The 15710-nt window shown below is 73.4% G+C and carries 9 protein-coding genes; 5 read left to right on the top strand and 4 right to left on the bottom strand.

Annotated elements, in window-relative coordinates; translation table 11 throughout:
* Positions 1-2: 2 nt before the first annotated feature.
* The 5 genes from ACLHRZ_RS18735 to ACLHRZ_RS18715 all read left to right on the top strand — a co-directional run bounded on the left by ACLHRZ_RS18735 (position 3) and on the right by ACLHRZ_RS18715 (position 9334).
* On the top strand, positions 3-2690 hold the full coding sequence (locus tag ACLHRZ_RS18735; RefSeq protein WP_490419609.1) for an AAA family ATPase: 2688 nt from the start codon (positions 3-5) through the stop codon (positions 2688-2690).
* On the top strand, positions 2687-5452 hold the full coding sequence (locus ACLHRZ_RS18730; protein ID WP_490419608.1) for an ATP-binding protein: 2766 nt from the start codon (positions 2687-2689) through the stop codon (positions 5450-5452). The genes ACLHRZ_RS18735 and ACLHRZ_RS18730 overlap by 4 nt, the downstream gene beginning before the upstream one ends.
* Positions 5453-5642: 190 nt before the next feature.
* Positions 5643-6770 (top strand): cytochrome P450, encoded by a 1128-nt coding sequence (locus ACLHRZ_RS18725; RefSeq protein WP_490419607.1) that lies wholly within the window; start codon positions 5643-5645, stop codon positions 6768-6770.
* A gap of 106 nt (positions 6771-6876) precedes the next feature.
* Entirely contained in the window at positions 6877-8487 is a 1611-nt protein-coding gene (locus ACLHRZ_RS18720; protein ID WP_490419672.1) for a GMC oxidoreductase, read from the top strand.
* A 49-nt stretch (positions 8488-8536) separates the two neighbouring features.
* Positions 8537-9334 carry a thioesterase II family protein gene (locus tag ACLHRZ_RS18715; protein WP_490419606.1) on the top strand — a complete coding sequence of 266 codons (798 nt, stop codon included), beginning with the start codon at positions 8537-8539 and terminating at the stop codon, positions 9332-9334.
* A 52-nt stretch (positions 9335-9386) separates the two neighbouring features.
* On the opposite strand, the gene ACLHRZ_RS18710 is transcribed toward ACLHRZ_RS18715, so the two are convergent.
* The 4 genes from ACLHRZ_RS18710 to ACLHRZ_RS18695 form a co-directional block, all read right to left on the bottom strand.
* Positions 9387-11528: a PIG-L family deacetylase gene (locus ACLHRZ_RS18710; RefSeq protein ID WP_490419605.1), complete on the bottom strand. Its 2142-nt coding sequence runs from the start codon at positions 11526-11528 to the stop codon at positions 9387-9389.
* Between the two features lie 270 nt (positions 11529-11798).
* On the bottom strand, positions 11799-12377 hold the full coding sequence (locus tag ACLHRZ_RS18705) for a GNAT family N-acetyltransferase (protein WP_490419604.1): 579 nt from the start codon (positions 12375-12377) through the stop codon (positions 11799-11801).
* Positions 12378-12398: 21 nt separating this feature from the next.
* A complete protein-coding gene (locus ACLHRZ_RS18700; protein ID WP_490419603.1) occupies positions 12399-15155 on the bottom strand; it encodes a bifunctional YncE family protein/alkaline phosphatase family protein in 2757 nt (918 codons plus the stop codon).
* 115 nt (positions 15156-15270) lie between these two features.
* Entirely contained in the window at positions 15271-15708 is a 438-nt protein-coding gene (locus ACLHRZ_RS18695; protein ID WP_490419602.1) for a hypothetical protein, read from the bottom strand.
* Positions 15709-15710: the final 2 nt, after the last annotated feature.

The following is a 15710-nucleotide window of genomic DNA, read 5'->3' as shown; positions in this document are numbered from 1 at the left end:
CCATGAGACGCACGACAACGGCACCACCGGGCAACGCCCCGGACGGAACGTCACCGCTTCCCGGACGCCGGGACGAAGAAGCCCTGCTGCACTCCCTGCTGTCGGCCCTGCAGCAGGGCCGGCCCGCTCTTGCCGACGTGCAGGGCCCGCCCGGCATCGGCCGCAGCGCCCTGCTCGACCGCGCGGCCGTCCTCGCCGAGCGGGCCGGCGTGCGCACCGTCGCGGCCCAGGCCTGCCGCGAGGAGACGGACCTGCCCCACGGCGTCGCCGAGCAATTGCACGCCGCCCTCGGCACCGGTCGCCAACCGGCCGGACTGTACCCGGCGTTGCTCGCCGCCGCCCGCGAACAGCCCCTGCTCGTCGTCGTCGACGACGTCCAGTGGGCCGACACCCCCTCGCTGCGCGCGCTCCAGGCCCTGGCCCGCCGGCTCGCCGGCACCCCCCTGATGCTGCTCACCGCCCGCAGCGACGCCCTGCCCCCGGGCCCGGACGACCACATCGAACCCTGCCCGCTGACCGACGGAGACGCCGTCGCCCGGCACACCCTCGCCCTCGGCCCGCTCGACCAGGGCGCCGTCGGCGAGGTCCTGGCACGGGCCTGGGGCACGGCGGTGGACCCCGGCTTCCGCGAGGCGGCGGCCCGGGCCGTCGGGGGCAACCCCGCCGTACTGCGCTCGGTCGTCCGCCGGTTCGGCCGGCACGGCTGGCACCCGTGGGTCGACCACCTGCCCCACCTGACCGACAGCGCCGCCGAGGCCGTCCGCGAACGCACGCTGCGCACCCTCGCCGTGCTCCCCGAGGAACTCCTGGACGTCCTGCGCGTCGTCGCCGTGGCCGGGGAGGACTGCAGCACCGGTATGATCGCCTCCCTCGCCGAGCCCCGCACCACCGGGGCCGCCCGCGCCCTCACCCTGCTCTCCGGCACCGGCCTGCTCACCCCCGGCCCCCGCCCCGCCTTCCGCGAACCCAAGGCGGCCGAGGCCGTGCTGGCCCGGCTCAGCACCGAGCGGCGCGAGGAACTCCACGCCCGCGCCGCCGACTGGGCGCACCGGGGAGCCGTCCCCGACAGCGGCGTGGCACGGATGCTGCTGGGCGCGCGCGTGCTCGGCGCCGCCTGGGCGGTGGACGTCCTGCGCCGCGAGGCCGCCCGCTGCCGCCTCGCCGGCAAGGGGACCGCCGCAGCCAGGCTGCTCCAACGCGCCCTGCGCGAACCGATGCCCCCGCCGCTGCGCGTGCGGCTGCTGACCGACCTGAGCGCGGCCGTCCTGCCCTCCGAACCCGAGGCCGCCGACCGGCACCTGCGCCAGGCCCTGCTCGTCCCCGCCGACGCCGGCGCCGGGCCGTCCTGGGTGCGGGCCGCCGAACTCCTCGTGGCCCGCGGCGACGTGGTCGCCGCACAGCCGCTGATCGCCCAGTGCATCGGCCGGACGGAGCCGGGCTCGGCCGACCGCGCCGCACTGCGCGCGCTGTACTGGCTCGCCGAACAGAGCCAGCCGGAAGCCGTCCACGAACTGGACCGGCCCCCGGTCGACGAACTCCCCGACCTGCCCGGGCAGCCCGCCGAAGCGGCCGCGGCCGCCTGGCGCACCGCCCTGCTCGGGCGCGACGTCGCCCGCACCCGGCACCTGGCCCGCGCCGCCCTCGGACCCGAGGCCCGGCCGGTCGTCCCGATCACCCTCCAGGTGGCCGCCTGCCACGCGCTCGTGCTCAGCGGCGACTTCGCCGAGGCCCGCGCCGCCCTCGACAGGGTGCTGGTGCACGCCGAGCACACCGACTCCCGAGCGGTCGCCGGGCTCGCGCTGCTCGTCGCGGGCCTCGCCGAACTGCGCCGGGGGCGGCCCGAGGCGGCCACCGTCGCCCTGAACCGGGCCCAGGAGGTCATGCCCCCGCACTGCTGGCACCCGCTGATGACCCCGGGCCTCATCGCCCTCAAGGCCCTGCTGTACCTGGAGCGCGGCGACCGGGGCGCGGCCGGACGGATCCTCGCCCTGGCCCGGCCGGCCGGCGCCGAGGGCGGCCTGGCCTGGGCCTACCTGCTCTACTCCCGCGGCCGGGTGCGCCTGGCGGGCGGGCAGCGCGAGCAGGCGCTGGCCGACCTGCTGGAGTGCGGGCGGCTGCTGCTCGCCCGCCACGTCGCCAACCCGGCGCTGCTGCCCTGGCGTTCGGCCGCCGCCCTGGCCCAGGGCCCGGTGCCGGACGGTCCGGTGGCCGCCGGGCTGCTCGCCGAGGAACGCCGCCTCGCCCTCGCCTGGGGCGCCCCCGGCATCGTCACCGAGTCCCTGCTCGGCACCATCACCGGCGGCCGGCTGCACCACCCGCACCCGGACGCCGGGGCACCGGCCAGCTGGCAGTACCGGCAGGCACTCCTCGCCCTGGGCACCGCACCCTTCTCCGGCCACCGCACCATCGACTCCCTGCTCGGCAGCGGAACCACGGCCCCCCGCCCGGCCCCCGCGGAACCGCCCGCGGCGCGCGCACCGGGACCGTCGCACGGACTCACCGACGCCGAACGGCGGGTGGCCGTCCTGGCCGCGGACGGCAAGGCCAACCGCGCCATCGCCGCCGAACTGCAGGTCACCCTGCGCACCGTCGAACTCCACCTGACCAAGGCCTACCGCAAACTGGGCATCCGGGGGCGCCCGCAACTGGCCACCGCGCTGGCCACCCCCCTATCTACGGAGACTCCATGACCACCCCGCTGTTCGACCGGCAGCACGAACTCGGCCTGATCACCGCCGCGATGGAGGGAGCGGAGCGGGGTGCCGGATCCCTCGTCGTCTTCACCGGCGGCGTCGGCAACGGCAAGACCGCGCTGCTGCGCGCCCTGCCCGCGCCCGCCGAGCGGCGCGGGATGCAGGTCCTCACCGCCAGCGGCGCCCTGCTCGAACGGGACTTCCCGCTCGGCGTGGTGAGCCAGCTCCTCGACCCGCTGCTGCCCGGCATGCCCGCCGACCCGCCCGGCGACCCCTCCAGCCCCGAGCTGCACGGCGAACTCCTCTCCCTGGTCGCCGAGCACAGCGCGCGCACCCCCCTGCTGATGCTCGTCGACGACCTCCAGTGGGCCGACGCGCCCTCGCTGCGCTGGCTCGGCCGGCTGGCCAAGCGGCTGGGCGGCCTGCACGTCGCCGTGGCAGCCACCGTGCGCGAGGGCGACCCCGGCGCCGACGAGCCGCGCGTGTACGACATCACCGACCGCGCCGCACACGTCGTGCGCCCGGGCCCGCTGTCCCCGGAGAGCACCGCGGCCCTCGTCGCCGACCGCTTCGGACGCGTCGGCGACCCCGCCTACGTGACGGCCTGCCACGAGGCCACCGGCGGCAACCCGATGTTCCTCACCGCCACCCTGGCCGCCCTCGCCGGCACCGGCCAACCCGTGGCCGCCCGCGTGCACACCGTGCGTGAGCCCGGCCTGGCCTCCTTGCGCGAACGGCTCGCCGTCGCCCTGCGCTCCCAGCCCGCGCCCGTGCGCGAACTCGCCAAGGCCCTCGCGGTCCTGGACGAGGCCGCCGACCCCGAGCTGGCCGGCCGCCTCGCCGGACTCGACGGCACCGGCCGCGAGGAGGCGGCCCGGGGGCTGCGCCGGCTCGGGCTGCTGGCCGACGGGCCCGGACTGCGCTTCGCCCACCGGGCCGTGCACGACGCCGTCGAGGAGTCGATGACCCCCGCGGAACAGGAGGACATCCACGTCTACGCCGCCCTGCTCCTGCACAGCGGCGGCCACCCCGCCGAACTGGCCGCCACCCAGCTCCTCGCCGCCACCTCCTGCCACGACACCTGGGCCGTCGAGGTGCTCCGGGCCGCCGCCACGACCGCCGTACGCCGCGGCGCGCCCCGGGACGCGGCCCGCTATCTGCGCCGCGCCCTGCTGGGCAGCGCGCCCGCCGGGCCCGACCGCGCGACCCTCCTGGTCGAACTGGCCGCCGTGGAGCGCGCCTTCGACCCGCAGGCCGCCATGCGGCACCTCTCGCAGGCCCTCCTGCTGCTGCCCACCACCGCCCAACGCGCCCTGGCGGCCGCCCGGATACCGCCCTCGCTGCTCGGCGGCTGCCCCCCGCCGGTCGTCGACGCGGTCGTCAAACTGGCCACGGAACTGGGCGACCCGGACACCCTGCGCGGCACCGAGCGGCAGATGTCCCTGCGCATGGAGGCCAGGGCCCGCCACGTGGCCGTGGCCGGGCCCGAGGAACTGGTCCTGTGCGCCGACCGGTTGCGCAGCCTGGGCCCGGTGCCCCGCCTGGACACCGCGGCCGAGCGGGAGCTCGTCACCGTGCTGCTGCACGGCGCCACCCTGACGCAGCGCATGACCGCGGCCGAGGTCGCCCCGCTGGCCAACCGCGTCCTGCAGTACGAGCCCGCCGCACCGGGCCACGTCCACACCGCCCTGCCGCTGCTCGCCCACGTGCTCGTCGCCGCCGACTCCGTCGAGGCCGTCGCCCCCTGGCTGGAGACCGCACGCGAACGCGCCCGCAGGGAGAACGCCACCGTCCCGCACGCCACGATCTCCCTCGAACTCGCCCACGTCCTGCTCGCCCAGGGCCGCCTGGAGGAGGCCCGTACCCGCGCCGAGGAGGCCCTCGACCTGGGCATCGCGGACTGGGCGACGCTCCAGGCCATGACCGCCGTCGTGCTGGTCGCCCTGCAGACCCGGGACGCCGAGCTGACCCGGCGGCTGCTCTCCCACCGCCGCGACGGCGACGGGCACGGCTACCGGCCCTCCTCGCTCCAGCTCATCCGCGGCTCCAACGCGGCCGCCCGCGGCGACCTGCCCACGGCCCTGGAGTACTTCCTCGACTGGGGCCGCTCGGCGGAGCGCGCCGACTGGTGCAACCCCGCCGTCTTCCCCTGGCGTTCGTGGGCCGCAGGGCTGCACTACCGGCTGGGCCAGCAGGACCGCGCGCACGACCTCGTCGACGAGGAGTACGAGCGCGCCGTGGCCTGGGGCACCCCCGCCGCCATCGGCCGCGCCCAGCGGGTCAAGGGCGCGGTCACCGAGGGGGAGCGCGGCATCGAGCTGCTGCGCGAGTCCGCCGCCACCCTGGAGCGGTCCGCCAACGCCATGGAACGGGCCCGCACCGCGCTGCTCCTCGGGCGGCGGCTGCAGGGGGCGGGGCGGCCCGCCGAGGCCGAGGTGCGGCTGCGCCAGGCCCGCGACCAGGCCCTCGCCTGCGGTGCCCCGTGGATCGTGGAACGGGCGCGCCGCGAACTGCACACCATGGCCTCCGGCCAGACCTCGCTGGCCGTCGAGGCCCTCACCCCCGCCGAACGCCGGGTCGCCGGGCTCGCCGCCCACGGCACCTCCAACAAGGACATCGCCGAGCAGCTGGACGTCAGTTCACGGGCGGTGGAGAAGCACCTCACCCGCGCCTACCGCAAGCTCCAGGTCGCGGGCCGGACGGAACTGGCCGCCCTCGCCCACCTGTTGCCCGGGCCGACCGTGACGGTACGGTCCTAGCCCCCGACCGAACCGAACCCCCCGCCCACCGGTACCGGCGGTAACCGAACCCTGTGCCCGTACCCGCAGGGTTAGCCCGCCGGGGGATCGATCTCGTTGACAGCTTTCACAACGCCTCCATACGGTCATTTCGACGGCGCCGACCAGGCCGATCACTCGTGAAAGGGCATACATGACCCAGGCTGCGCCGGTGACCTTCTCGACAGTCCGTGAGAATTACTTCGGTCCGCCGGCGGAGATGCGGTCACTGCGGCAGAGGGAGCCCGTCACGCGCACGGCGTTCGCCGACGGCCGCCCCGGCTGGCTCGTCACCGGATATTCCGCCGCGCGTGCGGTGTTATCCGATTCCCGCTTCAGCGCCCGCGGGGAACGCGAGCACCCGGCCGTACCGCGCGCGGCGACCCTGGAGGACGACCGCTGCCGCAGGCTCCTCGCCGGACAGTTCACCGCCCGCCGGATGCGGCAGCTGACCGGGGCGACCGCGCGGATCACGCGCGAACAGCTCGACGCCATGGAGCACATGGGCTCCCCGGCCGACCTCGTCGAGCACTTCGCCCTCCCCGTCCCCTCGCTCGTCATCGCCGAACTGCTCGGCGTGCCCCGCGCAGACCGGGAGCAGTTCCAGCGCGACGCCCTCCGGTGGGGCGGATTCGGCCGGTCCACCGAGGAGGTCACCGAGGCCTTCGTCTCCCTCGGCGCCCACCTGCAGCAGCTGGTGCGGCTCAAGCGCACCGAGCCGGCCGACGACCTCCTCAGCGGCCTGATCGCCGCCGACCCCGCGCTCACCGACGAGGAACTCGCCTCGATCGCCTTCCTGTTGCTGGTCGCCGGCCACGGGACCACCGCCCACCAGCTCGCCCTCGGCGCCTTCCTGCTGCTCCAGAACCCCGGGCAACTGGCCGCCCTGCGCGCCGATCCCGCCCTGACGGAGAGCGCGGTGGAGGAGATGCTCCGCTACCTGAGCGTCGTCCACCACGGCCCCACCCGGGCCGCGCTGGAGGACGCCGAGATCGAGGGCACCCCCGTCAAGGCCGGCGAGGTCGTAGTGGTCTCGCTCGGCGCCGCCAACCGCGACCCCGCACGCTTCGAGCGGCCCGAGGCCCTCGACGTCTCCCGCGCGGACACCGGCCACCTCGCCTTCGGGCACGGCATCCACCGGTGCCTCGGCCGGCAACTGGCCCGCATCGAACTGCGCGTCGGCCTCACCGCGCTCCTCGAACGCTTCCCCCAGCTGCGCCTGGCCTGCCCCGTGGCGGAGATCCCGCTCCGCCACGACATGCAGGTCTACGGCGCCGACCGGCTGCCGGTCGCCTGGTGACCGTCCCCGGCACCCCCTGAACCACCTTCCCCACCCCTGAAGAACCGTTTCGGAAAGGTCAGGTAGACCCCGCGTGACTGCACAACAGCACCTGTCCCGCCGCCGCATGCTCGGCATGGCCGCCTTCGGCGCCGCCGCCATCGCCGGGGGCACCTCCATCGCCGCCGCCCCCCGCGCGGCCGCCGCCGCCAAGTCCGTGACCGACAACGGCGGTTTCGTCCCCGCCGTCGTCATCGGCACCGGCTACGGTGCGGCCGTCTCCGCACTGCGCCTCGGCGAGGCGGGTGTGCAGACGATGATGCTCGAGATGGGCCAGCTGTGGAACCAGCCCGGCCCCGACGGCAACGTCTTCTGCGGCATGCTCAACCCGGACAAGCGCTCCAGCTGGTTCAAGAACCGCACCGAGGCCCCGCTCGGCAGCTTCCTCTGGCTCGACGTGGTCAACCGGAACATCGACCCCTACGCGGGCGTCCTGGACCGCGTGAACTACGACCAGATGTCGGTCTACGTGGGCCGCGGCGTCGGCGGCGGCTCGCTCGTCAACGGCGGCATGGCCGTGGAGCCCAAGCGCTCGTACTTCGAGGAGATCCTCCCGCAGGTCGACTCCTCGGAGATGTACGACCAATACTTCCCCCGCGCCAACTCCATGCTCCGCGTCAACCACATCGACACCAAGTGGTTCGAGGACACCGAGTGGTACAAGTTCGCCCGCGTCTCGCGCGAGCAGGCGGCCAAGGCCGGGCTGGGCACCGTCTTCGTCCCCAACGTCTACGACTTCGGCTACATGCAGCGCGAGGCCGCCGGCGAGGTGCCCAAGTCCGCCCTGGCCACCGAGGTCATCTACGGCAACAACCACGGCAAGCAGAGCCTGGACAAGACCTACCTGGCCGCCGCCCTCGGCACCGGCAAGGTCACCATCCAGACCCTGCACCAGGTCAAGACGATCCGCCAGCAGAAGGACGGCGGCTACGTGCTGACCGTCGAGCAGAAGGACACCGACGGCAAGCTCCTGGCCACCAAGGAGATCTCCTGCCGCTACCTGTTCCTCGGCGCCGGCAGCCTCGGCTCCACCGAACTCCTGGTGCGCGCCCGCGACACCGGCACCCTGCCGAACCTCAACTCCGAGGTGGGCGGGGGCTGGGGCCCCAACGGCAACATCATGACCGCCCGGGCGAACCACGTGTGGAACACCACCGGCGCCCACCAGTCCTCGATCCCCGCCCTCGGCATCGACGCGTGGGACAACAGCGACTCCTCCGTCTTCGCGGAGATCGCCCCCATGCCGGCCGGCGTGGAGACGTGGGTCAGCCTCTACCTCGCGATCACCAAGAACCCCCAGCGCGGCCGTTTCGTGTACGACGCCGCGTCGGACCGCGCGAAGCTCAACTGGACCCGTGACCAGAACGCCCCCGCGGTCAACGCCGCCAAGGCGCTGTTCGACCGGATCAATAAGGCGAACACCACGATGTACCGGTACGACCTCTTCGGCAGCCAGCTGAAGGCCTTCGCCGACGACTTCTGCTACCACCCGCTCGGCGGCTGCGTCCTGGGCAAGGCGACCGACGACTACGGCCGCGTCGCCGGTTACAAGAACCTCTACGTGACCGACGGTTCGCTGATCCCGGGCTCCGTCGGCGTCAACCCGTTCGTGACCATCACGGCACTGGCCGAGCGGAACGTCGAGCGCATCATCAAGCAGGACGTCACGGCGTCGTAGTCCGCCGTGAACGGCCAGGAATGCCGGGGGATTTCCCCGGCATTCCTGCATGCCCGAAGCGCGGCCACCGCACCATCCCGGAAGGAACGCAATTCCCGTGAACGCCGACGACAACAGCCTGTGGATCCGCCGGTTCCACCCGCGCCCGGACGCCACCGTCCGGCTGGTCTGCCTGCCGCACGCGGGCGGTTCCGCGAGCTTCTACTTCCCCGTCTCGCGCTCGATGCCGGACTTCGTCGAGGTGCTGTGCGTGCAGTACCCCGGCCGCCAGGACCGCCGCACCGAGCCGCTGATCGACAACATCCCCGACCTCGCCGAGAAGGTCTACGCGGCCCTGCTGCCCTGGACGGACCGGCCGCTGGCCCTGTTCGGCCACAGCATGGGCGCCTCGCTCGGCTTCGAGATCGCCCGCCGCCTCGAGCGCGAGAAGGGCATCACCCCGGCCGCCCTCATCGCCTCCGCCCGCCGGGCCCCGTCCGCGCACCGCCACGAGACGGTGCACCTGCGCGACGACGACGGCATCATCGCCGAGATGAAGACCCTCAGCGGCACCGACGCCCAACTGCTGGGCGACGAGGAGGTGCTGCGCATGATCCTGCCGTCCATCCGCGCCGACTACCGCGCGGCCGAGACCTACACCTACGAGCCGGGGGAGCCGCTGCAGTGCCCCGTGCTCGGCCTGGTCGGCGACGACGACCCGAAGGTGACGGTGGACGAGGCCGCCGCCTGGGAGCGCCACACCGAAGGCCCGTTCTCCCTGCGGGTCTTCCCCGGCGGCCACTTCTACCTGGCACAGCACCAGGCGGAGGTCATCAAGGCGATGGCGGATCAGCTGAGCGCCCCGTAGGGGCGCGGGGAACTGCGCGATCAGCCACGGACGGCCTGCAGACGACGACACCTCACGACGTCTGCAGGTCGCCCAACGTCTTCCCGTTCAGGTCGACCCAGTCACCGAACGCCGCAGCCCCGGGGCTGCGCCCCCGAACGCTGCTGAGCGTCCCGTCCAAGCCGAGCACCACCGCAACGGTGCGGCCCTTCGCATCCTGCGTGAACCCGGCGGTGCGCAGATGCGCAACACCCGCATCCTGCCACGGCCCCGGCCGCCCGGAACCGGCCGACAGCCGGACGAGCCCCTTGTCGTCGCGGGCGGCCAGCACGGTCGTGCGCCCCGCCTGCTCCAGCGCGACCCGCCCGTAGCCGCCGATCGCCTGGCACTGCGCGGTCACCCGCCAACTGCCGTTCTCCGGACGGTCGGAGACGACCACGCGGGCGGTGGACGGCTCGCGCGCGGCCATCCGCACGCCCCCGCCCGGCAGGGCGGCCAGGGCCAGCGGGCCGGTGGTGGCCGGCAGCCGGGTGGGGCCGGCGAGCTGCAGCGTCCCCCCGGACTCGTCGGACATCCAGTGCAGAACGGTCCTGGTGCTTGCGGCGACGAGATGGACGCGGCCCTTGGCGTCGAGCACCGCGTCGAGCCCGTCCTCGATCTTCACGGGGGTGTCGTCCGTCTGCTGGTCGACCTGCTCCCAGTCGCTCCAGTCCCGGCCGCCCGCACCCCGGCGGGTGCTGATGCCGCCCGCGTAGTCCTTGACGAAGACGTGGACCGTGCCGTCCTTTGCCGCCACCGCGACGGGGTAGCCGACCTCCATCGACCGCTCGGGGTCGTCCTCGGGGGAGCCGAGGGACTCCCACGCGCCGAACGCCGGGGTGCCGCCGGGGGAGACCGGGCCGGTCTGCCGGGCGGTGACGACCTCCCGGTGGTGCGGGGTGTCCTGCGCCGGCAGCACCGTGCGGACCGAGAACAGCTGCAGCGTGCCGTCGGAGTGGCGCAGCACCTGCACCTGGCCCTCCAGCATCGAGCCGTCGACCCGGGCGGGCCGGGACCAGACGCCGCTGCCGGCCCGGGTCTCGGTCCAGCACTGCGCCTGCCCGTCCAGCACGGCGAAGGCGGCGAGCCGGCCGTCGGGGAGCGGCTGCACCCAGCGCTGGGTGCCGGTGGCCCGGTGGCGCAGGTTGTCCGACCAGCGGGTGTCCTTCGAGCGGTTGCCGACCTTGCGGTCGCCGCAGCCCGCCGGGTCGCCGCAGTCCTTGCCGTCCGCCCAGCCGTAGATGTCGAGGGCCTCGATCTTGTGCTTGATCGTCGCCCGGTCGAGGTTGACGGGCAGCAGGGAGACCTCGTAGCCCACGTAACTCTCCACGGCCGTGGGCCGGGAGCGCCGGCGTCCCCAGTACTGGGCCAGGGCGGCCTGGGCGAAGTGGGCGGACGTCGTGTGGTCCTGGTGGTCGTAGTGGGATATGCCCTGCAGGACCTGCGGGACGCCGGGGGGCAGGCCGTGCGGCTGCTGCGCCCGGTGGGTGGGGTTGGGGTCCAGGGTGCGCACGACCGTGGGCCGGTAGCGCTCGAAGACGGCGGTGAGCGTGTCGATGACCTGCTGGCGGGTGTAGAGGCAGGGGCGGGTGACCGGGCTCGCGGTCGGCACGAGCGTCGTCAGCTTCGGGGTGGCCCCCAGCCACAGGCCGCGCAGGCTGTCCTTGCGCGGTGCCTTGATGAACCGCGCCTCGATCAGCTCCAGGAAGATCAGCTGGACCTGGGGGGCGGCCTTGAGGGTGTGCAGCTCGGCCTGGAAGCCCGGCAGCAGGGTGGTCGCCTCCACGGTCCACGGGCTGAGCCAGTCGCCGGTGGCCATGTGGGCGGTGGCCTCGCGCAGCCCGTTGATGCGGGCGCGGACGAAGTCGGCGCGCCGCTCCGGGAGACGGGCGTAACCGGGGCTGTGGGACAGGGCGTTGCGGCCGTCGGACTCGCCGCCCGTCATGCAGACGGTCACCGTCGGCGCGCCGCTGGTGACGGCCTGCTCCAGCTCCGGGTTCATGAAGTACAGGGAGTCGTCGGCGTGTGCGATGACGTGGACGAAGGACTCCGTCGTCGCGGCCTTGGCGGGGCGTGCCGACACCTCGCCGGCGCGGCGCTGCTTGTCGTTCCCGGGCGCCAGCCACTGCCAGACGCCCACCCCGCCCGCCCCGAGGGCGAGTCCTCCGCCGGCCACCTGCAGAGCGCGTCGGCGCGCTATTCCCCCCGGCACAGGTGCCTCTCCCATCTCCTGCGCCAACTGAGCGCGGTAGTGCGTAAAAAGGGACAATTGACTTCAAGCGGGTATCAATTGACCTATGGACAATGCAGTCGATCCTATGATCCGCACCCTCCGGTTTTCCGACTGTTGTGTAACAGCCGTGCGTCGGCGAGACATAGATTCCGAGGCGATCGCACGACAGGGCCCGGACACCACCGTCGGCGTCCGGGCCCTGTCGCGCCGCGTTCAGGCCGCCGGCGGCCGGTCGTTGAGAATCCGCTGGAAGAGGACGTGGTCCCGCCACTCCCCGTCGAGGTGCAGGTACTTCCGTGCGTGGCCGACGAGTTCGAACCCGCACTTGGCCAGCACGCGCTGCGAGGCCGCATTGGACGTCACCGTGCCGGCCTCGATCCGGTGCAGCCCCAGGTGCTCGTCCGCCGCCCGGCACACCGCCGTCACCGCCGCCGTGGCCAGCCCCCGGCCCGCGTGGCCGGCGGCGATCCAGTAACCGAGATTGCAGCTGCGCCAGGCGCCCTGGACGATGTTGTTCAGGTTCACCACCCCGACGATGCCGTCCTGTTCATCGGTCACCACCCACGGCGAAGCCCGCCCCGCATGGCGCATCGCCAATAGGTCCCGCACCCGGGCGGCCTGGCCCTCCTCGGTGAAGAACGCCTCGTCCCGGCGCGGTTCCCACGGCCGCAGGTGGTCGCGGTTGCGGGTGTAGGCGAGGGCGAAGGCCCCCGCGTCCTCGGCCGCGAGCGGACGCAGCAGGACGCCGGGGGCCAGCGGGCAGGGCGCGATGTCGTACGCGTCAGAGATCATCCGCCCACCGTAGAGCGGCCGTCAGTCGAGCTCCTGCGGCGGCTTGTCCTTTCCCGGTACGTCGTTGGGCCCGAGGATGTGCGTGTCCCCCGGGTAGGGGCGGCGCCAGCCGGTGGACTCGTACCAGTCGATCCGGTTCAGCTGTGCCGGGTTGACCTGGTCGAGCTGCGGCCGGTTGCCCCCGGTGGACTGCTGGGCGCTCCACAGCTCCCACAGCCGCGCGACGGCCGCCATCCCGTGCGGAACCGCCTCCGTGACCTCGGCCGCCTTCGGCTTCTTGAGCCCGTGGTCCAGCGGCACCCGGTTGGGCAGCGCGGTGAACGGGGCCGTGTCGGCACGGGCGGTGAAGGCGTCGGACATCGGCTCGGCGGCCCGGTCCAGCTGGTTCATCGGCGGGACGCCCAGGATCTGCTCGATCGTCCGGACCACGTTGAGCTGGGAGTAGTACGTGCTCACCACGGCCCCGCGCCGGGCGTAGGGACTGGCGATCCACACCGGCGCCCGGTGCCCGTCGACGTGGTCGACGCCGTCCTGCGAGTCGTCCTCGACGACGAACACGGCCGAGGACTTCCAGAACCGGCTGTGCGAGAGCGCGTCCACGAGCCGCCCCACCGCGAGGTCGTTGTCGGCCACCATGGCGGTCGGGTACGGGTCCTTGCCGCTGCTGCCCGCGGTGTGGTCCTGCGGCAGCGTCATCAGCGTCAGGTTCGGCAGCTTCCCGCTCTTCTCGGCCTGCCGGAAGTGCTGCAGCCACACGTCGACGCGGTACTGGTCGGGGATGTCGGTGTCGAAGGTCGGGAAGTCCGGCCGGCTGACCGCCGTCAGCGAGGGGATGTCGGAGGTGCTGGGGTACTTCCCGGTCGGCACCGGCAGTTGCCCGCTCTCCTTGCCCTCCAGGATGCGCGAGGTCTTGTACCAGTCGGACCACGACGGCACCGCACCGGTCGCCGGCATCTGGAGGCTGACGTACTCGCCGTAGTTCTCCACCGAGCGCCCCGCCCGCCGCGCGGCGTCCCACAGGAAGCCGTTGCGCTGGTACGCGAGGGCGTCCTCGCCCTGGGAGGGATAGCTGCGGTAGAAGGCGCCGAACTCCTTCTCGACGTAGTCGTTGGCGTCGGCCTGCATCAGCCAGTTGTGCCCGTCGGCCGACAGGGTCCCCTCGTCGTAGAAGTTGTCGAAGAGCCCGAACCGCTCGGCCAGCGCATGGTGGTTGGGCGTGACGCGCCTGCCGAACTGCGCCAGCGAGGGATCGCCGTCACCCTTGCCCATGTCGCCGAGCACCTGGTCGTAGGTCCGGTTCTCCTTGACGATCAGGAAGACGTGGTCGATCGTCGACGGCTCCCCGAGATGCGCCGGCACCGGCACGGGCCGGGCCCTGCGGTCGGGGCCGCTGCCGCGCGCCAGCAGTTTCTCCCAGTCGTTGTCGACGAACACCTGGTGGGTGAGCCTGCCGAGCTGCGCCCCGCTGGGCGGGGCGAAGGCGGTCAGCGTCCCGGTGTCGTCGTAGGTGTTGTGCCCGGTCGCGGGCTCGGTGTCGGGGCCGTCGTGCACGGTGGAGGCGGGGCCGCGCGAGCCGATGCCCCGGGCGTTGGTGACGACGACCTTGCGCAGGGCCTTGTCGTACTGGACGGTGACCGGATACCAGTCGGTGGGGATCAGCCCCTCGTAGTGGACGGGCGAACGCGGCCCGTCCCAGCGGTACTGGGCCAGTGCGTTGTCCCGGCCGAGCGAGACCAGCACGTGGTGCGCGTCCGGCATCGTCAGCCCGTTGGGGTGGCTGCCGACCGTGGAGCCGGGCAGCGGATTGGTGTTGAACGTCTGGGTGACGCGCTGCTTGCCGGTGTCGACGACCGAGACGGAGTCGTCGTTGCTGTCGGCCACGAGCAGCGAACTGCCGTTCAGATACAGGGCGGTGGGCTGCAGGCCCACCTTCACCGTCGCCGTCTCCTTCTCCGCCGCGAGGTCGACGACGGAGACGGTGCCGGTGCTCGCCGCGCCCGTCGTGCGGTCGGCGACGAGCGGGGTGCCGTCGGAGAGGTTGGTGAAGTCCCCGGCGGCGGCCGGGCGGCCGCCCTCGTTGGAGACGAACGCCTTGCCGCCGGAGAGGACGACCTGCCGGGGCGCGTTGCCGACCTTGATCTCCTTCACCAGCTTGTTCGTCCGCGTGTCGACGACCCCCAGGGTGTTGCTCCCGTTGAGGGCGGCGTAGAGACGGGAGCCGTCGGGGGAGAGGGCCATGCCGCCCGGCAGGGCACTGCCGTGCGGGCCCGTGAGCTTGACGACCACCGGCTTCGAGACCTTGCCGTCGCGGCCGACGGTGAACCGCACCACGTCGCTGGCCTGCGGGAACCACAGGGTGCGGCCGTCGGGCGCATACAGGGGCGCGTCGGTGCCGGCGGAGCCGTCGCCGATCCGCTGGTCCTTGCCCTGCCCGGTGCCCGTCTGCTGGACCACCTTGCCGGTGCGGGCGTCGAAGACGGTGAGGAAGCCGGTGAAGTTCTCCCAGGTGACGGCCGCGATGCGGGTGCCGTCCGGGCTGACGGTGCTCGACAACAGCCGTCCGTTGTCGATGCGGTGGCGTGCACCGAAGGGGGTGATGCGCTGGTTGGAGGGGAGCAGGATGCCTTTGGCGGTCTCGGTGCCGACCTTGTCCTTGCCGAAGCCGCCACTGATGCCGACGGCGGTGGCGCCGGCGGTGGTGACGAAGGCGGTGGCGACGGCCAGGGCGGCAACGAGGGTGCCTCTGTGTCTGGCTCGGCTCGCTCTAGCGCCCCGCAAGGGGCGCGAGGAACTGCGCGACCAGCCACGACTGGCCCGCAGCCGAAGAACTGCATCACGAGCGGTGCGCTCAGTCATGGCGAAGACCGTAGAGCCGCAACGGAGTTGCCGGTAGTCAACGGACGGTGTCGAAACAACCATCGAAAGCGTACAAAGGATTGGTGTGCCGTTCCCCGTCGGCACCGACAACCCGCTGCTGCCCCACCGCCCCCGCCGGCCCCTGGGCCGCGAAACACCCGTTCGGCTTCACCTCCACCTCATAGCTGATCGGCCGGGTGATGCCGCCCCCGGAGGGCCACCGCACCACGCACGCCCAATCGTTGTCCGGACCGCCCTTCGTGCAGCGGGCCCAGCCGTCGGGGGCCACCCCGTTGAGCTCGCCGTGCAGCACGGTCTGCTGCCGGACGTAGAGATTGCGGAACTCCGGCCCGACGGCGGCCTCCAGCCGGGCCGCGGTGATGCCACCGCCACCGCCACCGCAGCCCGCGGCCATCAGGGCCAGGGCCGCCACGGCGGCCGCTCCCGCCCCGGTCCGTGCACGCCTGCTGCCCACCG

The sequence above is a fragment of the Streptomyces sp. AM25 genome (genome assembly GCF_058146165.1).
The sequence above is the reverse complement of the archived record's forward strand: the minus strand, read 5'-3'. Positions and strand labels throughout refer to the sequence as shown.